22 protein-coding genes are annotated in these 23,945 nt (G+C 57.1%); 5 read left to right on the top strand and 17 right to left on the bottom strand.

What is annotated here, in order from left to right; genetic code table 11:
• Window positions 1-76 precede the first annotated feature (76 nt).
• A complete protein-coding gene (locus ABWL43_RS10390; protein WP_370004744.1) occupies window positions 77-832 on the top strand; it encodes a methyl-accepting chemotaxis protein in 756 nt (251 codons plus the stop codon).
• A gap of 148 nt (window positions 833-980) precedes the next feature.
• Here the strand turns inward: ABWL43_RS10390 and ABWL43_RS10385 are convergent, their stop codons facing one another.
• Genes ABWL43_RS10385 through ABWL43_RS10370 form a run of 4 tightly spaced genes read right to left on the bottom strand, consistent with a single transcriptional unit; the run spans window position 981 to window position 3,581 of the window.
• Window positions 981-2,300 (bottom strand): sensor histidine kinase, encoded by a 1,320-nt coding sequence (locus ABWL43_RS10385; RefSeq protein WP_404487609.1) that lies wholly within the window; start codon window positions 2,298-2,300, stop codon window positions 981-983.
• The gene (locus ABWL43_RS10380; protein ID WP_106580083.1) at window positions 2,297-2,965 is read right to left on the bottom strand and encodes a response regulator transcription factor; all 669 of its coding nucleotides are present in this window, start codon (window positions 2,963-2,965) and stop codon (window positions 2,297-2,299) included. The genes ABWL43_RS10385 and ABWL43_RS10380 overlap by 4 nt, the downstream gene beginning before the upstream one ends.
• Window positions 2,965-3,279: a PepSY domain-containing protein gene (locus tag ABWL43_RS10375; protein WP_145163348.1), complete on the bottom strand. Its 315-nt coding sequence runs from the start codon at window positions 3,277-3,279 to the stop codon at window positions 2,965-2,967. Before ABWL43_RS10375 ends, ABWL43_RS10380 begins: the two co-directional genes overlap by 1 nt.
• Window positions 3,279-3,581: a PepSY domain-containing protein gene (locus ABWL43_RS10370; protein ID WP_145163346.1), complete on the bottom strand. Its 303-nt coding sequence runs from the start codon at window positions 3,579-3,581 to the stop codon at window positions 3,279-3,281. Before ABWL43_RS10370 ends, ABWL43_RS10375 begins: the two co-directional genes overlap by 1 nt.
• A gap of 159 nt (window positions 3,582-3,740) precedes the next feature.
• Here ABWL43_RS10370 and ABWL43_RS10365 point away from each other — a divergent pair, with 159 nt between their 5' ends.
• The 3 genes from ABWL43_RS10365 to ABWL43_RS10355 all read left to right on the top strand — a co-directional run bounded on the left by ABWL43_RS10365 (window position 3,741) and on the right by ABWL43_RS10355 (window position 6,912).
• Window positions 3,741-4,820, top strand: a complete 1,080-nt coding sequence (locus ABWL43_RS10365; RefSeq protein ID WP_145163344.1) for a patatin-like phospholipase family protein — start codon at window positions 3,741-3,743, stop codon at window positions 4,818-4,820.
• Window positions 4,821-5,078: 258 nt separating this feature from the next.
• Complete coding sequence (locus ABWL43_RS10360) at window positions 5,079-6,254, top strand: tyrosine-type recombinase/integrase (RefSeq protein WP_404487608.1); 1,176 nt, start codon at window positions 5,079-5,081, stop codon at window positions 6,252-6,254.
• A 94-nt stretch (window positions 6,255-6,348) separates the two neighbouring features.
• Window positions 6,349-6,912, top strand: coding sequence for a topoisomerase DNA-binding C4 zinc finger domain-containing protein (locus ABWL43_RS10355; protein WP_404487607.1), 564 nt, complete (start codon window positions 6,349-6,351; stop codon window positions 6,910-6,912).
• Window positions 6,913-7,295: 383 nt separating this feature from the next.
• Here the strand turns inward: ABWL43_RS10355 and ABWL43_RS10350 are convergent, their stop codons facing one another.
• Window positions 7,296-7,721 carry a LexA family protein gene (locus tag ABWL43_RS10350; protein ID WP_404487606.1) on the bottom strand — a complete coding sequence of 142 codons (426 nt, stop codon included), beginning with the start codon at window positions 7,719-7,721 and terminating at the stop codon, window positions 7,296-7,298.
• Window positions 7,722-8,008: 287 nt separating this feature from the next.
• Between ABWL43_RS10350 and ABWL43_RS10345 the strand changes: the two genes are divergently transcribed.
• Complete coding sequence (locus ABWL43_RS10345) at window positions 8,009-9,217, top strand: GAF domain-containing protein (protein WP_404487605.1); 1,209 nt, start codon at window positions 8,009-8,011, stop codon at window positions 9,215-9,217.
• Between the two features lie 125 nt (window positions 9,218-9,342).
• Here ABWL43_RS10345 and ABWL43_RS10340 read toward each other — a convergent pair whose 3' ends face one another.
• The 12 genes from ABWL43_RS10340 to ABWL43_RS10285 all read right to left on the bottom strand — a co-directional run bounded on the left by ABWL43_RS10340 (window position 9,343) and on the right by ABWL43_RS10285 (window position 23,928).
• On the bottom strand, window positions 9,343-11,004 hold the full coding sequence (locus tag ABWL43_RS10340; protein WP_404488387.1) for a histidine kinase famiy protein: 1,662 nt from the start codon (window positions 11,002-11,004) through the stop codon (window positions 9,343-9,345).
• An 86-nt stretch (window positions 11,005-11,090) separates the two neighbouring features.
• Window positions 11,091-11,603, bottom strand: a complete 513-nt coding sequence (locus tag ABWL43_RS10335) for a lysis system i-spanin subunit Rz (protein ID WP_404487604.1) — start codon at window positions 11,601-11,603, stop codon at window positions 11,091-11,093.
• Complete coding sequence (locus tag ABWL43_RS10330) at window positions 11,600-12,133, bottom strand: glycoside hydrolase family 19 protein (protein ID WP_404487603.1); 534 nt, start codon at window positions 12,131-12,133, stop codon at window positions 11,600-11,602. Before ABWL43_RS10330 ends, ABWL43_RS10335 begins: the two co-directional genes overlap by 4 nt.
• 72 nt (window positions 12,134-12,205) lie before the next feature.
• Window positions 12,206-12,766, bottom strand: coding sequence for a tail fiber domain-containing protein (locus ABWL43_RS10325; protein WP_404487602.1), 561 nt, complete (start codon window positions 12,764-12,766; stop codon window positions 12,206-12,208).
• Between the two features lie 375 nt (window positions 12,767-13,141).
• Window positions 13,142-13,831 carry a hypothetical protein gene (locus tag ABWL43_RS10320; protein ID WP_404487601.1) on the bottom strand — a complete coding sequence of 230 codons (690 nt, stop codon included), beginning with the start codon at window positions 13,829-13,831 and terminating at the stop codon, window positions 13,142-13,144.
• 332 nt (window positions 13,832-14,163) lie between these two features.
• Complete coding sequence (locus tag ABWL43_RS10315; protein ID WP_404487600.1) at window positions 14,164-17,859, bottom strand: phage tail protein; 3,696 nt, start codon at window positions 17,857-17,859, stop codon at window positions 14,164-14,166.
• 57 nt (window positions 17,860-17,916) lie between these two features.
• On the bottom strand, window positions 17,917-18,495 hold the full coding sequence (locus ABWL43_RS10310) for a tail assembly protein (RefSeq protein WP_404487599.1): 579 nt from the start codon (window positions 18,493-18,495) through the stop codon (window positions 17,917-17,919).
• Complete coding sequence (locus tag ABWL43_RS10305; RefSeq protein ID WP_404487598.1) at window positions 18,492-19,247, bottom strand: C40 family peptidase; 756 nt, start codon at window positions 19,245-19,247, stop codon at window positions 18,492-18,494. The genes ABWL43_RS10310 and ABWL43_RS10305 overlap by 4 nt, the downstream gene beginning before the upstream one ends.
• A 2-nt stretch (window positions 19,248-19,249) precedes the next feature.
• Window positions 19,250-19,999: a phage minor tail protein L gene (locus tag ABWL43_RS10300; RefSeq protein ID WP_404487597.1), complete on the bottom strand. Its 750-nt coding sequence runs from the start codon at window positions 19,997-19,999 to the stop codon at window positions 19,250-19,252.
• Window positions 20,000-20,009: 10 nt separating this feature from the next.
• Window positions 20,010-20,348, bottom strand: coding sequence for a phage tail protein (locus tag ABWL43_RS10295; RefSeq protein WP_404487596.1), 339 nt, complete (start codon window positions 20,346-20,348; stop codon window positions 20,010-20,012).
• Window positions 20,349-20,350: 2 nt separating this feature from the next.
• Window positions 20,351-23,653, bottom strand: a complete 3,303-nt coding sequence (locus ABWL43_RS10290; RefSeq protein ID WP_404487595.1) for a phage tail tape measure protein — start codon at window positions 23,651-23,653, stop codon at window positions 20,351-20,353.
• Window positions 23,650-23,928 carry a DUF1799 domain-containing protein gene (locus tag ABWL43_RS10285; RefSeq protein ID WP_404488386.1) on the bottom strand — a complete coding sequence of 93 codons (279 nt, stop codon included), beginning with the start codon at window positions 23,926-23,928 and terminating at the stop codon, window positions 23,650-23,652. The genes ABWL43_RS10290 and ABWL43_RS10285 overlap by 4 nt, the downstream gene beginning before the upstream one ends.
• Window positions 23,929-23,945: the final 17 nt, after the last annotated feature.

Below are 23,945 nucleotides of genomic sequence, written 5' to 3'. Positions count from 1 at the left end.
GGTCAAACGCTCAGTGCAGGACGCCCGCGGCACGGCCGACCAGTCCGCCGCAATTGCCACTGAGACCAGCGCCGGAATGGAACAGCAATACCGCCAGGTGGATCAGGTGGCCACCGCCTCCCACGAAATGAGCGCCACCGCCCAGGACGTGGCCCGCAGCGCCGCCCAAGCCGCCCAAGCCGCGCGCGACGCCGACCAGGCCACCCGCGAGGGCTTGACCGTGATCGACCGCACCACCACCAACATCGGGCACCTGGCGGCGGACATGAGCACCGCCATGGCTCAGGTCGAAGGCTTGGCGGCCAATAGCGAGAAAATCGGTTCGGTGCTGGAAGTGATTCGAGGCATTGCCGAGCAAACCAACCTGCTGGCACTTAACGCCGCCATCGAAGCCGCCCGCGCGGGTGAGGCCGGCCGTGGATTTGCCGTGGTCGCCGACGAAGTACGCAACCTGGCACGGCGCACCCAGGAATCGGTGGAAGAAACCCGTGTGGTGATCGAACTGCTGCAAAACGGCACCACCGATGTGGTCGGCTCCATGGGCAACAGCTATCGCCAGGCCCAGGGCAGTGTCGAGCAGGTCGGCCAGGCGGTCACCGCGCTGCGCCAGATTGGCGAGGCCGTCACGGTGATCAGCGACATGAACCTGCAAATCGCCAGCGCCGCCGAAGAGCAAAGCGCGGTGGCCGAGGAGATCAACAGCAACGTGGCGACGATCCGGGATGTGACCGAGTCGCTGTCGGAGCAGGCAAATGAATCGGCGCGAGTGAGCCAAGCGCTGAACAGCCTGGCGAATCAGCAGCAGGGGTTGATGGATCAGTTTCGGGTGTAACTGACCTGCACAAATCTTGACCCTTGTGGAGATCCAAATGTGGGAGCGGGCTTGCTCGCGAATGCAGTGTGTCAGTTGCCGAATTTGTCGGCTGACACTCCGCTTTCGCGAGCAAACCCGCTCCCACATTTTTATATTTTGTGGTGTATCAGGCCTGGCGCTTGGGCAATTCGATCAGCACTTTCAAGCCACCCAACTCACTCTCCTGCAACTGCAACACCCCGCCCCACACCTCGACGATATCGCGCACAATCCCCAGCCCCAGGCCATGGCCGTCGATCTGCTCATCCAGGCGCGTGCCCCGGCTGAACACTTGGTCGCGCTGACTCTGCGGAATGCCCGGCCCGTCATCTTCAACGGCCAGCAAATAGCTGTGCGGCGTTTCGCTGATGCTCAAGCGTATTTCCGCATCCGCCCATTTGCAGGCGTTGTCCAGCAGGTTGCCGAGCAGTTCCAGCAGGTCTTCGCGGTCCCAAGGCAATTGCAGGCCGGGCGTGACGTGGTAACTCAAGTCCAGGTGTTCACCGTGGATCATGTTCAATGTGGCGAGCAGGCCCGGCAGTTCCTTTTCGCAGTCGAACAAGGCACCCGGCAAGGTTTCACCGGCAAGGCGTGCGCGGTTGAGTTCGCGATTCAGGCGTTGCTGCACTTGCTCCAGCTGTTCGCGCAAGAGCTTGCCCAGTTCGGGATGGGCCTTGAGCTGTTCACTGGAAGCCACGCTTAAAAGCACGGCCAACGGTGTTTTCAGCGCATGCCCCAAGTTGCCCAACGCGTTGCGCGAGCGCTTGAGGCTGTCTTCGGTGTGAGCCAGCAGGTGGTTGATCTGCGCCACCAGTGGTTCCAGTTCCAGCGGCACTTGAGTGTCGAGCTGTGAGCGCTGGCCTTGTTGCAGTTGAGCGATCTGTTCGCGGGCGGTTTCCAGCGGGCGCAAGGCGCGGCGCACCGTGACCCGTTGCAGGACCAGCACCAGCAGCAATGCCGCAAGGCCCATCACCAGGCCGATCTGACGCATCAGACGGAAACTTTCCCGCACTGGCGTGTAGTCCTGGGCCACGCTGATGGAAATCGACTGGCCAAAACGCTTGTAGTCCGCGCGCAACACCAGCAGTTGCTGGCCTTCCGGGCCCAGCTGCAGGTTGCCCTTGAGCCCGGCTTCCGGCAGCCGGGGCAACTCCTGATCCCACAACGAACGGGAACGCCAGTGAATGTCGGCAAAATCGATACGGAAATAATGCCCGGAAAACGGCCGCTGATAGGCCGGCGACAAACGTTGTTCATCCAGTTGCACACCGTTCGGCCCGCGCACCAGCGCCACCAGCAGGTTTTCGCTGTCGTTGCGCAAACCCGCTTCCAGGTAGCGCTGCAAGCCGGCCTCGAACAACCACAGGCTGGTTTGCGCCAATACCACGCCGACGACCACCATCACGCTGATCAGCCCCAGGCTCAGGCGCCGCTGAATCGACCTCATGCAGGGCTGGCGCCAAAGCGGTAACCCTGGCCGCGCCGGGTCTCAATCACGCTACGGCCCAGCTTGCGACGCAGGTGGTTGACGTGAACTTCCAGCACGTTGGAGTCGCGCTCGGTCTCGCCGTCATAAAGATGCTCGGCCAAGTGGCTTTTCGACAGGATTTGTTCCGGGTGCAGCATGAAGTAGCGCAGCAGGCGGAATTCAGCGGCGGTCAGCTGGATTTCTTCGCCGTCGCGCAGTACACACTGGCGGCCTTCATCCAGGTGCAACCCCGCGGCTTGCAAGGTGGGCTGGTTGGCGTGGCCATGGGAGCGGCGCAACAACGCCTGGACACGCAAGTGCAGTTCTTCGGGGTGAAAGGGTTTGCTCAGGTAATCGTCGGCACCGGCCTTGAGCCCCTCGATGCGTTCGGCCCAGGAGTCGCGCGCGGTGAGAACCAGCACTGGCGTGGCCAGGGCGGCTGCGCGCCATTGCGCCAACACGTCCAACCCCGGCAGGCCGGGCAAGCCCAGGTCGAGAATGATCAGGTCATAGGGCTCGCTGCGGCCCTGATAGGCGGCATCGCGACCATCGGCCAGCCAGTCGACGGCATAGCCCTGGCGCTGCAGGCCGGCCAGCAGCTCATCGGCCAGGGGAACGTTGTCTTCCACCAGAAGCAGGCGCATCAGTCGTCTTCCTTATCTTTGAGCAGCACGCCGGTGGTGGCATCCAGCTTGATCTCGCGCACCACGCCTTCGGTGGTCACCAGCTCCACCTCATAAGCATATTGGCCGTGTTTTTTTTCAAGCTCGGCTTCCAGCAACCGAGAGCCGGGGTAGCGCGACATGGCCTGTTGCAACAGTTGCTCCAGCGGCAGGATCACGCCCTGCTGGCGCAGAGCCAAGGCTTCATCCTGGTTGAGGTCGCGGGCCGCCAGGCTGGAACAAAAAGCCAGGAGCACCAGCACCATCAAACCGCTGGCGCGTCGATATACCTTCATTACGTTTCCTGATGATTCTTGAGCACGTGCCCGCTGAGCGCGTCCAATTCGACTTCCCACTCGATGCCGTCGGCATCTTCCAGTTCGACTTGGTACAAGTACTTGCCGTAGGCCTCGTCCAGGTCGGTGTCCAGCAGGGTCGAACCCGGGTGCAGTGCCAGGGCCGTGGCTTCCAGCTGATCAAAGGCGACAATTGTAACAGTGCCGGGCACTGTCAGTGGCTTGTCAGGGTCCACTGCCCGGGCCTGCGCCGAGGTGCAGGCGATGATACCGGCGGCGACCAGCGCTGTGAGGCGCTTCATGGCAAATCTCCGTTTCAGGATGTTTTTCCTACGCAGGCCAACGTACCCGCTGCAACTTAACTGAAACTGAATTGCCACCATGGCATTTTTCAATCGTCCTCTTTACCCATCACCCGCGAGTTTTCCTATACTGCCCCGCTCGCTTGAAAAGAGACTGGTATGACAGCCATCCACATCAAATTCCCCGCGTTGACGCTCAAGGCCGGTAAACGCGCCTTTGCGCGCATTCGCGAACAAGGCCTCAAACCTGCGGACGTCGGTATCCTGCCCGGCGCGGCCGGCGGCCCCAAGGCACTGGGCATCCAGGGCCTGGACCTGGCCTTGTTCGGCGACTGGCTGCCGCGCGCGCCACGCGAGCGTGCGCTGATCGGCGCCTCCATCGGCTCCTGGCGGTTTGCCAGCGCCTGCCTGCCCGACCCGGTGCAAGGCCTGCTCGACCTCGGCCGCCTGTACAACGAACAACGCTTTGCCAAGGGCGTGACCATGGCCGAGGTCAGCCGCAGCTGCCAGCGCATGCTCGATGACCTGCTCGCAGGCCGCGACGCACGGGTGCTGGACAACCCCGACTATCGCCTGAACATCATGGTGGTCAAAAGCCACGGCCTGCTCGCCGATGACCATCGCGGTCGGCTCGGTCTGGGCCTGTCGTCGGTTATTGCCGACAACCTGCGCGGCCGTGCGCGGCTGGCGCGGCACTTCGAACGGCTGATCATCCACGACCCGCGCCAGGCGCCGCCGGTGCATCCGCTGAAGGACTTCCCGTCGCGTTTCCTCGACCTGGACCTGCGCAACTTGCGCCAGGCGCTGCTGGCGTCCGGCTCGATCCCCATGGTGATGCAAGGCGTACGCGACCTGCCCGGCGCGGGCGCCGGCACTTACCGCGATGGCGGCCTGCTCGACTATCACCTCGACCTGCCCTACCACGGCGATGACATCGTGCTGTACCCGCACTTCACCGACCGGGTCATCCCCGGTTGGTTCGACAAGGGCCTGCCGTGGCGGCGCAGTAATCAACAGGGTTTGCAGGATGTGTTGCTGCTGGCTCCGTCCAGGGACTACCTCGCCCGCCTGCCCCACGGCAAACTGCCAGACCGCAGCGACTTCAAGCGCTTCATGGGCGATGACCCGAGCCGCAACAAGTACTGGCAAACCGCAATGAGCGAGAGCCGACGGTTAGGCGATGAGTTCCTCGACCTGGCGGATAACGGCACATTGGGCGAGCACTTGCTGGCGCTATGACCAAGCGGTATGCGCGGCGAAGGATCAAGCTGTTAAACTCGCCGCCTGCCAGATACCTGACCGAGCTGAAAATACTGTGGAAATCTTCAAAGATTCCACGGTAGCCTCCCGCCTGAAACCGTCCCTTCCCAACTCCCTCCGAACTACCCAACAAACAAAAGCATTTCAGTATCACCGCGTACCACGCGATACCTTCCCATTGCCATTTAGTTAGTACATCATCCAGTACATCAGAAATAATTTTGAGAGGATGTACTAGTGGCACTCACGGACACAGCAGCCAGACAGGCCAAGCCTAAGGAAAAGGCGTACACCCTCCCCGATTCTTTGGGTCTTTCGCTTTACGTCGCAAATAGCGGGATAAAAAGCTGGCACTTCCGCTTCACATGGCTTGGAAAACAGGCAAGGATTTCTTTTGGAACATACCCGGAAACGGGCCTGAAGGACGCGCGCTCTCGAAGAGACGAGGCGCGGGAAGATATTGCGAGGGGTGTGGATCCGCGCGAATCGAGGAAGGAGAAGAAGGCAGGACTGATTGAGGCTGGCGGGCGAACTTTCCGCCGAGTGTATGACGAGTGGCTGGCATTCAGGAAAGTCAGCATATCGCCGGGCACCTATCGCATCATCAGCAACTTGATGGAGCTGGACGTACTTCCAACATTTGGTGGGCGTCAGATCGACACCATCAAGCGCGCAGACGTGATCGGTCTGATACGGCGTATAGAAAAGCGCGGGTCAATAGTCACGGCGGTAAAAGTCCGGCAGAGGATGGGCCAAGTGTTCAGCTATGCGATCGCCACCGGACTCATCGAATCGAACCCTACGGCTGAGATGCACGCCGTTACCGAGAGAGGCGCCCAGAATCGACCGCATCCATTCTTGCCTTTCAGCGAACTACCCAAGACTATCGCCACCATTCAACAGTGCGTGTCCGGCCACCAGTTACGATCGGCAATTATGCTGATGATCTACACGGCCTCACGCCCTGGCGAGGTCAGGCACGCAGAATGGTCTGAAATCGATCTTGATGCCGCGATCTGGACAACGCCGGCGGCGAAGATGAAGGCGCGGCGCGAGCACGCGGTACCGCTGCCAACCCAGGCCGTCGAGTTGCTGAAAGACATGCTACCCATAACCGGCGGGCTTAGGTATGTCTTCACTAATCGCAGCGACCCTACAGCACCGATCGGAACCAACTACGCCAACAACGTCATGGATCTGTGCGGGTTGACGGGCAAACAATCACCCCACGGATTCCGCCACCTGTTCTCCACTGAGATGAACGGGCGCGGATATAACCGGGATTGGATTGAGCGCCAGCTTGCGCACGCCGACAGTAGCTTCATTCGTGACGTGTACAACCACGCAGCATACCTGGAGCAGCGCAAATCCATGATGCAGGAGTGGGCAGACCTTGTGACGCCAAACCCCTAGCACTCCATGATGGGCACTGTAGCTACCTAACCTGTTGTTTTAAAAGCATAAAAACCCAGTTACTGTTCAGCCAAACATCCGATTTTCTGTGATCATGCAAAAGGAAACACTGGGCTTTCAGAGGGAGTTTTGCGCACGAACAGTGATCGTTGAAGCCGGGCCTGTTACCTTTAGCTCTAGCCAACAATTAGCAGGATGCTTACCCATGAACCATAAGGATATTTCTCGTCGGATGCTGCTGCTCCTCGCCACCGGTATGGTGAGTGAAGCAACCCTCGCAAGAGGTGGAGGCCGGGGCGGTCGAGGTGGAAGAGGTGGTCGTGGAGGCGACGCAGGCGGATTTGGATTTCTAATACTTATTGGCGGAGTCTTTAGCTGCTTTTGGCTCTACGGCAAAATATTTGGACGGAACAAAACGCCCTCTACGCCCTCTCCCATATCAGCGCCTAGTACGGTCAACCCGCCACTGCGGGTGGATAGAGTAAATCCGGAAAAGCCACCCAGCACTGAATGGGAAAAGTTAGGCCTCTGCCCATCATGTGGCAGCGCTATGAAAACCCGCACGGCCAAAAGAGGGCCGTATGCGGGACGCGCATTTTATGGCTGCACAGCGTATCCATATTGCAACGGCACTAGAAAAAAGCCGCTCCCTGGCTGATCGCGCCCCACCATGTCAATGGTGACCCCGAAACAGATGTAAGTCTTTGACACACAAGGAAAACATACCATTTTTCCGTGCATCCATAACAGCCAATACGCTCTATAAAAATCAACAACTTAGCGTTGGATATTCCTACAGTAGTGCCCCCTTCCCCGGCGTCCTGCCGACCGAACACGACCCTCCCAAATAAGACCGGTTGCTAAGCTGTTTACTCCACCAGAGAAACGCAAATGCCAAACTCAAACCTACTCCCTTCACTGTTGGAAGATGTGGTTCCAGCCACTGTTACGATGGGCACCTTCGCCAAGTCGGGGCGGAATACACGCTCCCAGCTTGCGTAAAAGCTGTTGCAGCCGATCAACACAAAGATAGGTGCCGACTCAGACATGGCTGTGCACGGTGCTGGTGATCACGCCCCAGATCGACAGCTCGTCCCCATCCAGGACATAGCGCGCCGGGTACTTAGGGTTTTCAGATAGCAGGATCACTTCCTTGCCGCGCTTGCAGAGGCGCTTGCACATGGGATCGTTGTTCAGCAGCGCTACTACTATGTGCCCGTGGACGGGCTCTATTGAGCGATCTACCATTGCCAGATCACCTTCAAAAATCCCGAACCCTTGCATGCTCTCCCCGGTGATCATCACTAGGTAAACGTGAGGTGCCCTGATGTTCAGCACCTCACCCAGCGAAATATGCTGTCCGAAGTGATCAGCCGCGGGCGATGGGAAGCCGGCCGGCACACGAAATGAACAGAGCGGCAATTTGAGGCCGCCTTCTGCGATTTTGCCCAAAATTTTTAAATTCATCGCTTCGTTGCGCCGATACTGTTTGAATATACAGTAGACCTCTCTGATTGAGAGCAGTGAAACTTCTCAACCAGCTTTCGATCGGCGGCCAAAGCTAATGGTTAACTGTGACCGTTAGGTTGACGCCTTGATAGGGGCCCAGTTAGCACCTACCTTTAGGTTGGATTGTTCACAGGCCTAGGAATGACGTGTAACCTGCTGCGGTTTTTGGCGTTTGCCCTGCAACTTGAATAATTTTGCGGGTTCGTCAAAGTGATCTTTTAACGTGAAAATTCAGATTGCGGCACTTGGAGAAAGCTATTAGCTCTGTTATCGACTGCTCATCGACACCTTCTTTACCAGACTGGCGTAGCCTTCTGCTGGCCCAACGGCAGGTCCTCGAAATGGCAATGTCTAGGGCTCCACTGAGCGATCTGCTGAAGATAATCGCCGCTTTAGGAGGTGTACATCTCAGAGGGCGATCAGCCGTATTTCTAGTAGATTCTGACAGCAAAACACTCCGTTACGGAGCATCGTCAGGCCTCGATGCAGGGTATATTGAGGCGATTGAAGGATTTGAAATAGGTCCACACTCACCATCTTGCGGAACCGCGGCCTATTCAGGTGACATGGTTATCGTTGGAGACGTGGCGAGCGACCAATTGTGGGCACCTTTCTTGAAGCTCGCAATCGAACATGGTATTGCAGCTTGCTGGTCAAAGCCAATAACAGACTCCCGCGGAATCATCGTGGGCACGTATGCTGTTTATCATCGGGATAACCGTCTACCCACACCATCTGACATGGAGATTATAGAGTTACTAGCAAGTACGACCGGCATACTGATTGAGCGCTCAGTTGCGGATAGTACTCTACAATCGACTATCGATGAATTACGAAGAAGCGAACTCGCCACTAGAGAAGTCAGTCACAGGGTGATGAACACATTTCAAATTTTAGAAGGCATTTTGTCAGTAAAGATTCGCGCCATCAATGAGCCTACAGCAAGAAAAATCACTACAGACGCACTCGAGCGCCTCCGAAGTATGTCTCTTGTGCATCAAAAACTGTTCGCCATTTCTCAAAGTCTTCAAGCAGAACTTGATGTTACTGCGTTCTTGAGTGAAATAATTGAAATTTTCGGCCAGGTATTTATCGAAGACAACAATATCAAATTAGCGATGGACCACTCAGAAAGCATAACAACCTCATCAGAAATGTGCGCTTCCCTTGCACTTCTAATGATAGAACTGATTCTAAATGCGATAAAACACGCATTTCACGACGAACAAAAAAACGGAAGGATATATGTCAGCCTAACAAGAGAAAAAAACATCGCCACAATTAAAGTGTCCGACAACGGGAAAGGCTTACCAGAAGGTAAGCTATCAAACAAACCAAATAGGCTAGGTGCAAAGCTCATTGAATCTTTTGTTCAAGACATCAAAGGACATCTAAGTTATAAAAATTTGCCAGCCGGCTCTGAATTTTCCGTTTCATTCCCACTCAACGGTTAACGCCTAAACGACAATAATATTAACTGCTTTTTAGCCCAACAAGCCCGTATTAGCACCTATTCAGAACTGAACAATCCTCGACGGCATTAGATCAGACCATTAAAATATTCAAAGCGCTATCGTTTTCAACTAACTCCATTGGGCCCATCAAGAACGTACCTAATACGCTTAGCCAAGACATTAGGAAGACAAGGCTTGGACAACACTTCAAATTCAGCCCCACCTATATCAGTACGTTCAATAGCGCTTTCCGCATATCCAGTGGTAAGCAGAATTTTCATATCCGGATAAAGCTTTTTTACCTCACGAGCAAGCATCACCCCATTCATGCCACCAGGCATAATCACGTCAGAATATAACAAGTCAAACTTAGAATCATCGCTCAATACTTCTAGAGCTTCGGCAGCCCCTGAAGTGACTACGGTAATATATCCGTAATCCTCGAGCGTCATACGTGCAAGCTCCGCGACGTCGGGCCTGTCCTCGACTATCAAAATTCGCTCGCTCCCAGATTTAGCCTCGGAAATCTTGACATCTTCAAAAGTGCTTTCTTCGGCATCATCTGCTGGAAAGTAGAGTCGTAAGGTTGTTCCAAGGTTTTCTTCAGAATAAATTCTCACAACGCCACCGGACTGTTTTGCAAATCCATATACCATGGACAACCCTAAGCCTGTACCCTTCCCTTCATCCTTTGTAGTGAAAAATGGATCCATTACTCTAGCGAGTACACTCGGAGGCATGCCGCAGCCATTGTCGGTCACAGCGAATGAAACATAACGTCCTGGCATCAACCCATCGTGTGACATTACCGAGAGGTCGCGAACCTCAACATTTCTTGTCTCGATAGAGATAGCGGGAAGATTTCTGCCTAAAAGTGCATCTCTTGCATTAACAATAATATTCAGAATTGAGAGCTCAGCCTGAACAGGATCTATGCGGCAATTCCACAAGACACTTTCCAAGTCTGTGTTGAACTCATAGCCAATCCCCATCAAACGATCCGCAGTCGACTTGGAAAACCGTACAAAATTGTTCAGATTAACAACTCTACCTTGCAGCTTTTGCTTTCGTGAGAAAGCAAGTAACTGTTGGGTTAGTGTAGAAGCTCTCTCAACGGCATTTTTTGTCATTTCTAAGCTTTTTGAAACTCTGTGTACATCGAGCGTAGGACGCTTAATTCCTCTCTCGATCATTTCTACGTATCCACCAATTACCTGTAGCAAATTATTGAAGTCGTGAGCTATCCCTCCAGTTAATTGACCTAGAGCTTCCATCTTATGAGCTTGACGAAGAGCGTCCTCTGCATCCCGACGTCGACTGACGTCGAGCTGGGATGCAAAAAAGTACATCAAAGTCCCAGCATCGTTGTATACGGGCGATATGAATAATGCATTCCAGAAGGTTGAGCCGTCCTTGCGATAATTCAGGATCTCAACAGAAACATCGTCTTCGTCAGAAATCGCACGTTTAATTTCAAGGACAGTTTCGGCGTCAGTGTCCAATCCTTGGAGGAATCGGCAATTTTTCCCGAAGATTTCATCAGCTTGATATCCAGTCATCTCTAAAAAAGCTTCATTCGCAAAAATGATCGGGTTGTCGGGAAGGTTAGGATCGGTAACGATCATGGGCATCCGTGTCGTTCCGACTGCAGCGAAGAAAATATTTTTTCCTGGGGACGTAATGTCTCCAGTCTCAGCGTTATCCACGCGCGTATGAAGGTCTTTCGATTGATTAGGCACTGGTAGCCGGTCCCGATGGAGATCTGATGGTCGATGTCCTAATGACATCAATCGTTTTTGATAGTTTAAGTTTTTCCCATCGTGCATAGGTCGGTTTCAGAGTCCCCCTTCGATTCCGGTATCGAGTCCATTAACTAGCGTGTCACAGCGTTGACATATGACTGACAAGCTAGTAGCGCGATCACTGCCTTGTCTCCGTCATCAGTGATGGTGACAATTCTTTGAGCATGCGCTGGGTCAAGTTGGGCTCGACGGGCTGCATGAACCACGCTGAAGGCGCCGGCGGCGGCAGGCACGTTGCAGCCACTGGCTGGATCCTTGAGGAGGACTGACATCCGCACATCAGCAGTAGCAAGACGGTCACGCAGGAGAGCCTGGTTGCGCTGGGCATCGGATAATTCCTTGGTGTGTTGTTGATCGGAGGCAGCGAGTTGCTGCTCGGTGGCCAGGCGCTTGTCCTGCTCGGCGCGGGCCTGGGCGGCGGCGGCATTGCTGATCGTTGCCAAATCATCCTTGTGCAGGCCGGCCTGCTCGGCGAGCTTCTCTCCCATGCGCCAGTCCTGCACCTGCCAGGTCACGCCCGCGGCGCCGGCCATCAGCGCCAAGATCAGCAGCACCAGGCTCGCCAGCTTCTGCACCGGCGTCACGCCAGCACCTTCTTCGCCCGCTCCCACAATTGCAGGCGATCTTCCAGGCCGTTGAGCCCACCGTTAATGCGGCGGGTGATCTTCGTGAACTCACCCTGATCCGCCAACGTGTTGAGCCCCTTGGTGGACCAGAACCAGGCCGCAGACATCGCCGCGTGCTGGGGCAGCTCGAGCAGTTCGGGCTCGTTGATCAGATCCAGACCCATCGCTTCACCGCACGCAGCATAGTTGGCCCGGCCTGTGATCTGGATCAGGCCGCGGCCACGGTACTTCGAACCGTCCCCCTTTACGGTGTTGCCCAGATCGGCGCGAACTTCATAGCCGGCCTGCTGGATTGTGGGCCCCCAGATCTCGCGCACGTAGCGCAGTTGCCCCGACTCATGCCCGACCTGGGCGATGAATGCGGCCACGCGCAGCTTGCCGACAATGCCATAGCGGCCCATAGCCGTGTTCAGCACAGGAACGAAAACGCCGGCTTGGCGGCCGGCGTTCGGGAGGATCTGCAGCAACTGCTGCTCAGTGATGGGCATAGCTTTTCTCCAGACGAAAAAAAACCGCTCAAGGCGGTATCGGTGTGCTTGTTTGGGGTGGGCGGGCTCTGCTTAAGCCTGTGCAGCCTTCAACGCAGCGAGCTCTGCGCGCAATTCTTTTACGGCTCCCATCAAGTCCGTGATCAGCGCCATCGGTTCGAGTTGCTGAACGCGGGGTTGTCCATCGTCGCCAAGGCCATCTTTTTCGCCGGTAACGGCAAGCGGATTGACTTCCTGCGCCTCGTGCGCGATCAGCCCTTGGTAAACGACGTTATCTCCTTTGAAAACATCGCCGAAATTTTTGCGCTGGTAGGTGACGATTCGGTAAGCGTCGATGCGGTCCAGGTAAGATGCCTCGGGCGCGTCCTTGATGTATTTCTTGAAGCGGTAGTCAGAGCCGAACAGTGTCATGGTGCCCACGTACGTTGCGCCGATGTACACGTCAACGTTGGAGCCAGTCCAGTTGAAATTATAGGACTGGGCTGTATAGGCCCCGCTCACGCCAGTGCGGCAACGAATTCCACGAACCGGAAGCTCTACTGAAACCTCGTTCCATACAGCCAGCGTACCTACTGCCACGCCCGATGCGGATACAGTGGTAACGCCCAATATCCCATCATAAGAGTAGGTCATGGCTGGGCCACCGGCGGTATTGCCAGCATTTACTGAGCGCCAAGAGAAGCCACCGTTACCATTGCCTCTGTTTACAATGAAGTGGCCCTCGCCCTGCCCGGCAGCATTCCAGCCCATATACAAACCTTGGATGTTGTACCGGCCTGATGCTTCCCGAACGCCTACCTCCGCGAATATAGCGCGGCCGTCAGTCACGCCAGTGCCACCCTTAGCAACTGGTAAGGCGGAAGGGAGAGTTCCACCCGTTCCGCCGAGGGCCGCATAAAGCTCCGTCGACATAGCGTTGATCTTCGTGCTCGCAGTCCGAGGTGGATCACCACCTAGACCTTGTGGCGGAGTACCGAGGATAATTTCTTGCCTAGCCATAAGTTCTCCCTATACCACCATCTTGGCGGTCATCGTCGATATACCTAAAGAGGTCGTGTTGTATCCTGGAATGTAAATAACGGCCGCAATCATGCGCTTATTCGGGTAATCCCAAATAAACTGAAGGTCGCTTTGTTGTTGAAGCGACCTAGTTACAGGCATGCTCATTGTATTTATAAGCACGTATTCATTATCTGAAAGGACAAAAGGAGATGAGAAGAAGTTAATACTCTGACCCTGAGCCGTTGAGCCGCTCCCCGTGAAAGTCCAAGTAGAATTTGAGTTTGAGAAAAGCGCTGTGGGCGTGCCTGTGTCGAAAATAATCTTTCTGGAACCATCTCGAAGCCTTATTCCGTAATCGCTCAGGATTTCAGCACCAAACCCAGCCGCGAAATATTGACCATTGGGCCGTACACTTGAGTTGTCGTAAGCCCTAATCTGAAACCCCGTCCATGCGCCAGCGCTTCCGAGAACTTCGGCGCGAGACATGCCTATTTGGCCCGATACAGGATCTGGCCGAATGAAAACAAAGGGCGGCAAGATCGACGTGATGGTGAATGGAAACGAGGTTATTGCAAATAGTCCAGAGTTATTGTTGTATCTCCCCTTGCATATAACAGAAAGCCTTGTTCGCTCAGAATCGATAATCACCCTGTTATCGACTGCCCCCTTAAACATTAGTCCGTAGGAATCTGCCATTTATTTGAACCTCACTACCACTAAGGTCATTGCCGTCAATGAAATCCAACTTGCTGTTGTCGTATATCCTTTCATGCGCCTCCATACCCGAGCAGCGCCATTTATCACTTCAGGCTCAAGCTGACGATCACTGTTGTAGTTTATTGGTCCAAGGGGGACACAGAAGGCAACAGAGTTCTGGGGCGTAATGTCAGCAATGGGCACGTCGATATATGAAGTGCCCGGAGCCCAGGTATTGGGGCTTACAGTTTCGGCGTAAACAATTCGACAAGTGAGCGCGCTATCGTCGAGCTGGACCTGTCCATCGCTCCCCTTTACACGCATGCCATAAGTCATAGCAAAAGCCTCCCCACCATGACACGATCAGCGCCACTCGCATCGAAGACCGTGAGACCGTCGTTATTGAGGAGCGTGGAGCCACCGGTGCCGGCGCTGCGCAGCGTGAATGTCCCAGACTTGACGTTGATTTCAAGCAGTGGTCGCCCTATGGAGTCGACGGACTCCGAGCGCAGCGTCATTCCCAAGATGATTTCCTGAATGAACGCCTTGCTGATAATTGCTTGGTTGAGGACGACCTGATTGTTTTGTACCACGAACATCGGCACCAACTGACCGCTTACCTCATCGACCACCGCGAATCGCTGCGCGAATATGAGGAACTCCGACTGCTCTCCATCCGATCCAAACGCAAACCCGGAAGTTACCGTCTTACCGCCCACTATTGTCTGAGCCTTGAGAGTGACCATTGCCGACACCTTTCCATTGGTGGTGGCGACAACCTGGTTCGTCTCCTGAATGGCCGCTGTATTTCGCCCCGAGCTAGCCTGCACGGTGTCGATCCTCTCGCTAAGCGCCTGATCCGTGGCGGCAAGCGTGGTTGTTGTGGATTTGAACGCAGCTTCGTTGCTGTCGACCTTTGCTCCTAGCGTCGTTACTCGCTCTGCGACTGCGGTCGTAGCCGTAGCCGCTGCCCTAGACACATCCAGAATGCTCGCCGCGTTATTCGCGACATTGGCCTCAACAATGTCTGTGCGTACAGATTGCGCAAAATCACGCTCTGCGATCACAGACATCAAAGACCATGCTCCCGCGGAGGAAGTGCTGTCGCCAGCGCTCCCCTCCTCTGAGCCTGCTGAGTCGGACTTCACAAGCGCGTACACCCCGTCCAGGCGCTCGGCGGTGGCCGTGACCTTCCCGTCCACGTCCTCGATAGCTGCCTTGTTCTTGCTGATCTCCAAGGCCATAGCTGCATTGGTTTCGGCGATGGTGCCCAAGTTGAACCAGTATTTGGTGTTAGGCGGCGTCGTATTGACAGGGACTGCGGTTGTCGCCTGGAATAGCTGCTGAACCACGCGAACCATATCGCCCTTGACGTAGGTTTTGCTCGGCACGTATTCCAGAGCGTCGACCACTTCAGATATAAGTTCTTCCAACTCCTGCTTGGCCTTATCCAATCGGTCATTGACCGAGCCGGGGCCGTCGCCAGTGATCAGATCGATCTCCGCACGCAGGCTCTGGTACAGCGCCCCCTTGCCGATCTTCTCGGCGAAGTACTTGTCGTACTCGGTCTGATCAGAGCTAGCACGGCCATTCACTGCGCCAGGGATCGGCCAGAACGGCCCGACGTTGCCGGTGCGGTCCACGAGACGAGCCCAGAAATAAAGGCTCCCACCCGCGAGGATGTTTTGCATCTCGTGCTTGGCCTGCGGGTAGCTGAAGTCGCTCAGCTTTATCGCAGTTGTGAGGTCAGGTGACTGGCTGTACCACAGTTCGGTTCTCTGAGTGTCTTCGGCGCCCGGCGGGAACCCCCACTGAATACCTATGCCGTATACCAGGCTGGTGGTGCGCAGGAACGACACCGCCGGCGGCAGGCCAGTTTTGCCTTGCAGGTTGGTGAGGTTCGAACTCTTCCAGACTGAGGAAATTTCAAAGGCACTCACCGCGCGCACCCGAGCCAGGTAGGCGCCCGAATAGATGCCGGTGACATCGACGCTGGTCGAACCAGTGCGCTGCACCTTGATCCAGTTGCCGCTGTCCTTACGCCACTCCACGTCGTACGCGACGGCGCCGGTGACGGCTGGCCACGAGATGTTCATGGTGCTGATCGCGATGCCCTGATTCACGGCGTAGCTTGATGTCAGGGTGACGCTGGCCGGTGCCGGAACCACGGTGATCGGTATCACGCTGATCGGGCGCTCTTCCAGGCGCGCACCTGTGTCGATGCTGGCGAACTTGCCAGGCTCATATTGCAAGGCGCTGATGTCGTAGTCGCCTTCAGGCGTCCGTGCGGTCCGCATTACTCGATACAGAGGGATCGCCAGGTCGTCAGCGTCGATTGCCCACTGAAGCTGTGCAGCCGGCGCCTCGCTGTAGGCAACGGTCACGGTTACGTTGCGGCCGCTCACGCTTTCCACGGTGCGCCCTTCCGCTCGCCCGCCGGGAAGGTTGATAACTAGCCGGTCACCGGCCTTGACCAGAGTGTCGCGGTCCAAGCTGATGACCTTCCCCGCCGCCGCCGCGATGCGCCCACCGATTTCCCGGCCAGCCAGAAGCGAGTCAGCCACGGGAATGATGAAGCCTGGCAGCGGGATTCGGCCTTCCATGCCGGTCCTGAAACTGATGGTGCGGTCTTGGTTGTTGCTCAGCACCAGCCATTTAGCTCGGCGCTGGGCCTCGGATGCCCGAGTGCAGCCGATGGCGCTGATTTCCGTCGGTTTGTCGCCCAGGCGGCGCTGGAGCGGCAGGTCTGAATAAACTGTGACGTCTGTGTCGTAATTGTTCAGTGGGTTGTCGTAGCTGACCAGGCAGCGGGTAAAGCGAGTCTTCGCCGATGCGCTGCCGTACGAGATTTTGCCGTCGATGACGTTGGACCGGGTGAAGACGTAGTCAATGTCCTGCGCCCGAGGTATATCAGCCTGCATGACCAGCTGGCCCTGCGCCCAATACGTCATGCCGCGGTAAATACCGGCGATGTCGCGCAACAGTGACCAAGCATCGGCCTTGCCCTGCAGGTTCATGTCGCACAGGAAGCGCGGCTCAACGCCATCAGCACCATTTGGCACCAACTGATCGCAGTACTGCGCAATGCGGTACAACTCCCACTTGTCCACCATCCATGGCTTAATACGGCGGCCCAGGCCGAAACGGTCCTGGGTGCAAATTCCGTAGGTGACCCAGGCCGGATTATTGGTCCAGGCCTCCTTCATGGTGCCGTCCCAGGCGCCCGAGTACGTGCGGGCAACGGGGTCATAGTTGCTCGGCACCTGCCAGCGCCGAGCCTTGCACTTGACCGTGACAGCCGGGATATTGGTGAACTGCTCGGCGTCGAACTCGACGAAAAGTAGCGCCGTATTGGGGTAGCGCAGCTTCTCGTCGATGACCTGCGTGTAACCTGCAATGAAAAGGGAGTCGGCTATCTTGTCAGTGTTCTGGTTTGGCGTGATCCGCCGAACGCGAATGAGCCAGCCACTCGCTGCAGGAGGCAGCTTGATAGGCAGTGATCGCTCGTAGCGGGTGGTTGTCTTGCCCGACATCGCGCCGATAAGCACTTCTTGATAGGCGCCACCGTCGGTAGCTACGTCAACCGCATATTGGATGGTGTACCCGTTGATGTTGCCTTCACCGTCCTGGCTCGCCAGTCGAGGCGTAGCCAGGCGGATACGTGCTGCCGACAGCTGAAGATTGGTCAGCGACTGGACCCACGGGGTGCCGCTGCGCAACTCAATATTCAGGGAGGTTTCGTTGTCGACAGATGGGATGCCTGGAATGTAGGTCTGCTCAACGGAGCCCGGTCGCCAGTCCCACTTGACGTTGGTGAAATTGAAATTGCCGCTGGCATCCTGAATAGGCGTGTTGTCGAGAAAAATGTCGCGCGCGGTTGGCGTCCCGTCGAACTCACCTTCGCCCACGGCGATCAGGATTTTGGCTACGTTGGTCGAGCGCAGACTGTCGGGTGACTCTACAGGCGAGTTTGGCTTGCTCTCGCCACCCTTGGCGCCATGAATATCCAGCTTTTGTGCTGCGCCCATGCTTTCCTCCAGGTAATAAAAAACCGGCTCATGGCCGGCTTGTTTGGTGCGTTGCGCCTACGTTTTGTCTTCGGCGTAGATCGATGCCGAGATGATTGCGCCACCCCACCGGCGCTCACCAATGCAGATCGGGACAGGATTGCCGCTGGCCGTGGTGTTCTTCGCGCTGCCGAATGCGTAGCTGGGCATGTTTTCCGGCGAAGCACTCTGCTTGAGGCCGGCGGCCTGTGGGCTGAGCATCTGGATTACGCCCCCTGCTAGCAGCGCGATACCCGCGGGTGCTGTAGGCGCGCCGAAGTAGCTGGCTGCGATCAGCACGACGCCCAGCACAATCTGCAAAATGCCGCCGCGCTTGCTGCCCTCGATCACCGGAACAATCCTGATCTCCCTGGCCCCGCCCATGCCGAACTCATCCGGCCCGACGTTTTTCCTGTTGCGGAAGATGGCAAAGCGAAGTCCCAGGCGATCAAGGCGGCGGATCTCAGCCTCGAACCCGTCGATGGTGGCCTTCAACGCCCTGAACACCTCCCAGGTATCGCCCGAAGCAACCTGGCGCCTATGCAGCCTGCCGAACTTCTGAGCCAGCGAACCCGAAAGCTTGATGGTGGTCATCGGCGAATAAACGATGGCGCTCATCTGGCCTCCTTGTGTCTAAGAATTAAACGTGTGCGCTGCAGCCATGGGCCGCCGTAGACGATCACCTCTGACGGCCGGCCGTACAGGTGGTGCAGGACGAATGGCCCATGGCCGAACACGCCGGAGTCCTCGCCGGGTAGCGCCGGGTCAGTGCCAAGGTAGATCCCGGCGTGGTTAGGGTGAGCCGTGCGGCCTACCTCCATCACGATCATGTCGCCGCGCTGCGGCGTATCGACCTGCTCAAAGCCGGCAGCGGCATAGTTCGCCTCATACAGGCTTGTGCTTTCCGCGCTCTCCCACCAGCCATCGGCGCGTTTGAAGGTTTCAAATTCAAGGCCCCACTCGCGCTGATACCAATCAGCGCAGACCTGCCAGCAGTCCCAGGCGCCGTGTACAAATGGGCGCTTGAGCAGCGGCGTGTTGCCCGCTGGAGTGATCGTTCGCAGGTCGCCCTCTGGCCACGACAGAATGTGCCATGGCAATGCCGTAGCCTCGCACATCGCCAGATCACGCGAAGACGGCCTGCTGGTGGCGTCCGGATGCGAATGCACGATACCGATGACCTGACCCTGGTCTTCCGCCGCAGCGTAGTCCTCTGGTTCCAACCTGAACTCTTCGTTCGGCTCGGTGGCGATGTTCCGGCACGGGATGTACTTCTGCGCTCGCCCGACGGCCAGCACCAGGCCGCAGCACTCCTTCGGGTAATCGGCAGCCGCATGCGCCTGGATAGCCGCAATGATGTGTTTGCGCATGGTCAGCTCCGAGCGATCAAGGAAACGGCGGGGAAACCGCCAAATGGCAAAGGGTTGCCCTCACCGAAGCGCGGGATACATCCCTTGCCAAGAGTGGCGTCGCACACGTCCAGTTCAGGGTTGTCAGTAACGACCCCGTCCTTCGTGACGTAGGGGCCGGTGTAGCCACAGTTTGGGCCTCTGTAACCCCCTGTCAGGCACCAGTGGCACAGAGTGGTCATCTGCCGACCGATGGTTTCGCCGCCGACGTCGCCCGGGCTGGCCAAGTCCCAGCTGACCGACTCGCCGTCCTCGTTGGTCTTCTGGTCGACATACCAGACCTCGATCGATTCCTGGGTGGGGTCGGCCGTGGGGTTGCCGCCTTCGAAGTTCACGGCATCCAAGTACTCGGCCAGCGTATTGCGGATGGTCAGCTTGAACTCGAGCAGATCCTCAAAGGCCAAGCACAGGGCTGTGATGCGCCCGTTGACGTTTCCGACCGACAGCTTCGGCCTTACCGCAGTGCCGTCGCCGTTCGCCTCGCTGCCCTCGTACTGCATCGGCCAGGCGCCGTACTCTTCGCCCTTCCACCAAATCGACTTGGCCGGCAGTTGGTCGGCGCTTGCGCCGGCGGCCATCAGTTCGGCGGGTGTATGCGGGATCGCATGCCCATGGAAGCGCAGAACATCGGCGCCGTAATCACTGCCGTCCAGTTCGAACAGCATGACTTCGTTGCCAGGCTCAAGAGTCTGGATAGCATTGATCAGCGACATGGATTGACCTTTACGGGTGGAAAGCGCGCTCGAACGTCGCTGTCACTTTGAATACGCCCCCGCCCATGGGCGTAGGGGTTGGGTTCTTGCATGTGAACAGGCCGACCTGGCCCAGGGGAGTGGCCCACAAGAAAGCCTTGGCGCCCTTGTGACGGTCGAAGAAGGCCATCATGGCCAGCGCTGTCGCTGTGTTGCCCGTGTGAGTGATCGGATAGGCATCGACTTTATTGTTGATCCCATCCCCGACCTCTTGTTTGTAGCCGTCCCCAAACTGCGAGGTGCGCACCCGATAGGTAATATCGGGCGCCTCCCCGCTCTGGGTGGCCCAGGTGAACGTTTCAATCGCCATGGTTACCTTCCGTTGATAGCTCGCCAGATTGCGCCGCCAGGCTGTACACCGCGCGCAATGGCTGCCTCGGCTTCGGCTTTGGTGGCCTGCTGGATATTCCTTCCGGCCTGGGAGGTGTCTTCCTGCGTGGCATTGCCGCCATCGCCCGCCGTCTGCACGGAAACCGAGACAGGGAAGTTGTAGGTGTTGCCAGCGCCTCCCCCGCCGCCACCGCCCAGTGCGCGGACACCAAGCTCACCGCCGGCTGTCCTGGTCAGCGGCATGATCGCCTCCGGCCCGGCCTCGGCGAAGATGCCCGCACCCTTAGCGAATGCGAACATCTGCGGCTTGTCGTGCACCTGGTTGCTGAAGCTGGACAAGCTTGGCGAGTCGTACACACCGCCCTTGGCATTGGCAGTGATTGCACCACCAATGTCTGACCCGAAGCTGGTAGCGCCAGCAGCCGCACCGCCACCGAAGTACGCCCCAAGAGCACTGCCTGCCAAGCTCGAAAGCAGTCCTGATGCAGCCTGCCGCGTAGCGATCCGCGCCATATCGGCGATGATCGACTTGGTGAAATCAGAGAACGAAAGTTTGCCGGTGACAGCGAAATTCGCGACCGCATCCTCCATGCTGGAAAAGGCATTGGTGAACAGGCTCTTGGTCTGGCCAGCCACATCGTTGGCAGACTGCAGATAGTTCTGGAAAGCCGATGAGGCCCCGCTACGCCAATCACCCTGGGCCTCCGAAATCTTGTCGTAGTTATCGACAACAGTGTCTCGGTACTTCCTTTCCGCATCTTCCAGGTTGGCCAGGTCCCGCAAGTAGTCTTTCTGGCTGTACTTGTCAGGCGCTGTCTTGCGGCGATCCAGCAGCTTGGCGCGCTCGTCGTTGAACTTGTCCGTGGTCGCGTCGAGGCTCGCTTGCAGTGCCGCTTGACGGTCTCCCAGGCCAAGCCCGTTTGCTGCGCGGGAGCCAGCAGCTTCCAGCGCGGAACGCTGACGCTCAAGCTGGTTGACGTAAGCCTCCGAAGCGACCGTCAGTTGCTCCAGTCTCCCCTTCTCGTTCGTTGCAATGACGGTCAGCTGGCTGTCAGCGTCCTTCTGGGCCTTAACCATCCCCTGCCGGGCATCAGCAATCTTCTGATCAAGCTGGATGCTCTGCGCCGCCGTCGTGGTCTTCTTGCCTTTCGCCGCTTCCAAGGCATCGATCTCAGCCTGGTACGCCGCGGTGACATCGTCCTTTTCCTGGTTGATCAGGGCCGACCGTTGCTTGGCATAGTCCGACAGCGAAACCACACCAGCCTTCTGCTGGGCCTCCAGTTCCTTCTGGGCATTCCGGTATTCATTGACGATGTCGGAAAGGTTGTTTTTGGCATTGTTGAAGCTGGTGAGGTCGACTTGTGAGCCGGCGGTTTTGGGATCTTTATTTTTGTCGTTGAGCCCTTTCAGCAAGGTGTCGTAAGCACCCCCTGAGAACTTTTTACCGTCAAAATCGACTCCCTCCAGAAGCTTTGACTTTTGGCCGGTTCTCTCAGCGTTTTCGTAGAGCGTTTTGAATTTATCGTTGAGTTCGTCCAGCCCTGCAGCGCGCTTGTTTAGAGGGTTAATGGCATCCAACTGCGCATCCAGTTCTTTTTGGACCTTAATAGCTTTCTGGTTTGCGTCGGTGTTCTCGCCAGTGGTGATTGCCAGATTGGCGCTGGCTGCTTGCCTGGCTTTCAGGTTCGCGAGCTTCTTCTCCAGCGCCTCAGTGGAGTCGGTGTCCTTTAACCCCAGAAGCGAGTCAAATGCCGTGCTCACTTTGCCCAGCCCCGTCGATACAGCACCGGAGAGCCCACCTGCCTTGCGGGTATCAAGCACGCGCTGGGTTAGCTCTATCTGTTTCGCGAGGTCTGGGAACGCTTCCGACCGGATGTAGGAATATGCACGTTTTGTCGCGTTCCCGATGTCATCCCAGTCTCGCTCAATATCGGAAAGAGAGCCGCGATAGGCTTTGAGGCGCTCTAGCGCAGTATCGTTCAAGTTCCCGCTCAGAACATTAAGTGCGCGCTGGTGATCGCCCTGATCGTCAATGCCCTTGATCACCTGATACTGCTCGAGAGTGATCAGCCCGTACTGGCTGCTGATCTTTCCTGCGGCCTCCGTCGCTGTATCACCAGCAGTGGCGAACGACTTTGCAAGCTCACCAGCCCCCTGCCCCGTGATCTCACTGATCGCCGCCGCAGCCTCAGCCAGGTTTCGCATCTGCGTGCCGCTTGTGGCGGCCCCCGATGCAAGCGACACAATGGCCTCTCGCGCACCAGAGAGGTTCCCTGTGACACGCCCAGCGCCGTCGGCCATATCCTTCAGGCTGGAAATTGTCTGGCCGGCACCGTTGGTGCCGCCATTGATAGCGGCATTGAACTCGCGAGCCTGCTTCATGGCGTCGAGATATGCGTATGCGAGCGATCCAAGGACCGCAACAAGCAAGCCAGATGGTATGAGCAGTCCCGCCATGCTCTTCGCCGAAGCACCCGCTCCAGCCCCAAGCTGGGCGATGGCTCTCGCACCACTCCCCAGGTCGCCCGATTGCAGAGCGTTGGCGAGCTGCATTACGTTTTCTTGAGCTTGGCGAGTGCCAAGCTTCAACTTATCGAATGCTGTCTCCGCTGCAGTCAGCCCGGCACGATCTTTGCCGATTTTCGCTAAAGCTTCGTTGTAGCGATTTGCGTCGGTCTCGCCGAGTTTATGTAGTTCGTTGAGGGCTCGCTCACGCTCTTCAAGCTTTGCCAGCTTGGAGGTTAGGGGGTCGATTCCATTCACGGTGCGCTTAAGCGCGTCGATCCGTCGGCCTTCAGCCTCTATTGAACGCTGCTTTTGCGCTAGCTCTTTAGCCTCGGCCTTTTCAAGCCTGTCGTGGGCCTTCCCCAGTTGGTCCTGATACTTAACCTGGTCCTCTATCGTTACCAGTCCACCCTTCTTGGCACGCTCGAGCAAGCCCTCGGCCTGGATCAGTGACTCCATGCTGGTAATGTTGCCGGTCATCGCCTTGTCGAGTTGGCTGATGACATTGATCTCAGCTACTGCGCTGTCGGCTGCCTTGCGGCTTGCCCGGGCTTGACGGTCCCTCGCAGCCGTCGATTTATCGATGCTTTGCGCAACGTCCGCTTCTGCCCGGGAAACCTTTTTACCGGTATTGGCCAGGCCTTCGCCTGTTTTGCCCAGGTCATCAATGGCCTTCTGAGCACCTTCAGCGGAATCGACCAGCTTATCCAGATCATCTGCAGCCTTTGCGGCCTGCGACGACTCGACCGCAATACCCAGGGAAGCGAAATTGGTGCTCATTTGTTTTCTCTCTGTTCCGCCATCACCTGCAGGGCTTCAGCCTCCATCCGCCGGAAGTCGCTGAAAATGGTTTGTCGCTGACTGATCGGTACGCCACACATCCGAATCACACCGGGGAGAACGCTGTAGTCCATGCCGGTGGCGCCGCACGCGCCTGTACGCCACTGGGTGCTCATGGCCTCGAAGACTTTGAAGGCCTCCCAGTTGTCGGGCCAGATGCCTACCTCTGTGGCGTAGTCGTCCGCAGTAAAGCCGAAGGCATCCGTGCCATCCAGTGTCGGCTCATAGAGCG

Source organism: Pseudomonas sp. HT11, assembly GCF_044875395.1.
Taxonomy (GTDB): domain Bacteria; phylum Pseudomonadota; class Gammaproteobacteria; order Pseudomonadales; family Pseudomonadaceae; genus Aquipseudomonas.
This window is presented reverse-complemented; position numbering and strand designations above follow the sequence as displayed.

Bases quoted from the DNA above. Each gene is read 5' to 3' on its own strand.
- ABWL43_RS10390 (WP_370004744.1), top strand. From the start codon at position 77: ATGGAACAGCAATACCGCCAGGTGGATCAGGTGGCCACCGCCTCCCAC.
- ABWL43_RS10385 (WP_404487609.1), bottom strand. From the start codon at position 2,300: ATGAGGTCGATTCAGCGGCGCCTGAGCCTGGGGCTGATCAGCGTGATG.
- ABWL43_RS10380 (WP_106580083.1), bottom strand. From the start codon at position 2,965: ATGCGCCTGCTTCTGGTGGAAGACAACGTTCCCCTGGCCGATGAGCTG.
- ABWL43_RS10375 (WP_145163348.1), bottom strand. From the start codon at position 3,279: ATGAAGGTATATCGACGCGCCAGCGGTTTGATGGTGCTGGTGCTCCTG.
- ABWL43_RS10370 (WP_145163346.1), bottom strand. From the start codon at position 3,581: ATGAAGCGCCTCACAGCGCTGGTCGCCGCCGGTATCATCGCCTGCACC.
- ABWL43_RS10365 (WP_145163344.1), top strand. From the start codon at position 3,741: ATGACAGCCATCCACATCAAATTCCCCGCGTTGACGCTCAAGGCCGGT.
- ABWL43_RS10355 (WP_404487607.1), top strand. From the start codon at position 6,349: ATGCAAAAGGAAACACTGGGCTTTCAGAGGGAGTTTTGCGCACGAACA.
- ABWL43_RS10350 (WP_404487606.1), bottom strand. From the start codon at position 7,721: ATGAATTTAAAAATTTTGGGCAAAATCGCAGAAGGCGGCCTCAAATTG.
- ABWL43_RS10340 (WP_404488387.1), bottom strand. From the start codon at position 11,004: ATGTCATTAGGACATCGACCATCAGATCTCCATCGGGACCGGCTACCA.
- ABWL43_RS10330 (WP_404487603.1), bottom strand. From the start codon at position 12,133: ATGCCCATCACTGAGCAGCAGTTGCTGCAGATCCTCCCGAACGCCGGC.
- ABWL43_RS10325 (WP_404487602.1), bottom strand. From the start codon at position 12,766: ATGACCTACTCTTATGATGGGATATTGGGCGTTACCACTGTATCCGCA.
- ABWL43_RS10320 (WP_404487601.1), bottom strand. From the start codon at position 13,831: ATGGCAGATTCCTACGGACTAATGTTTAAGGGGGCAGTCGATAACAGG.
- ABWL43_RS10315 (WP_404487600.1), bottom strand. From the start codon at position 17,859: ATGGGCGCAGCACAAAAGCTGGATATTCATGGCGCCAAGGGTGGCGAG.
- ABWL43_RS10310 (WP_404487599.1), bottom strand. From the start codon at position 18,495: ATGAGCGCCATCGTTTATTCGCCGATGACCACCATCAAGCTTTCGGGT.
- ABWL43_RS10305 (WP_404487598.1), bottom strand. From the start codon at position 19,247: ATGCGCAAACACATCATTGCGGCTATCCAGGCGCATGCGGCTGCCGAT.
- ABWL43_RS10300 (WP_404487597.1), bottom strand. From the start codon at position 19,999: ATGTCGCTGATCAATGCTATCCAGACTCTTGAGCCTGGCAACGAAGTC.
- ABWL43_RS10295 (WP_404487596.1), bottom strand. From the start codon at position 20,348: ATGGCGATTGAAACGTTCACCTGGGCCACCCAGAGCGGGGAGGCGCCC.
- ABWL43_RS10290 (WP_404487595.1), bottom strand. From the start codon at position 23,653: ATGAGCACCAATTTCGCTTCCCTGGGTATTGCGGTCGAGTCGTCGCAG.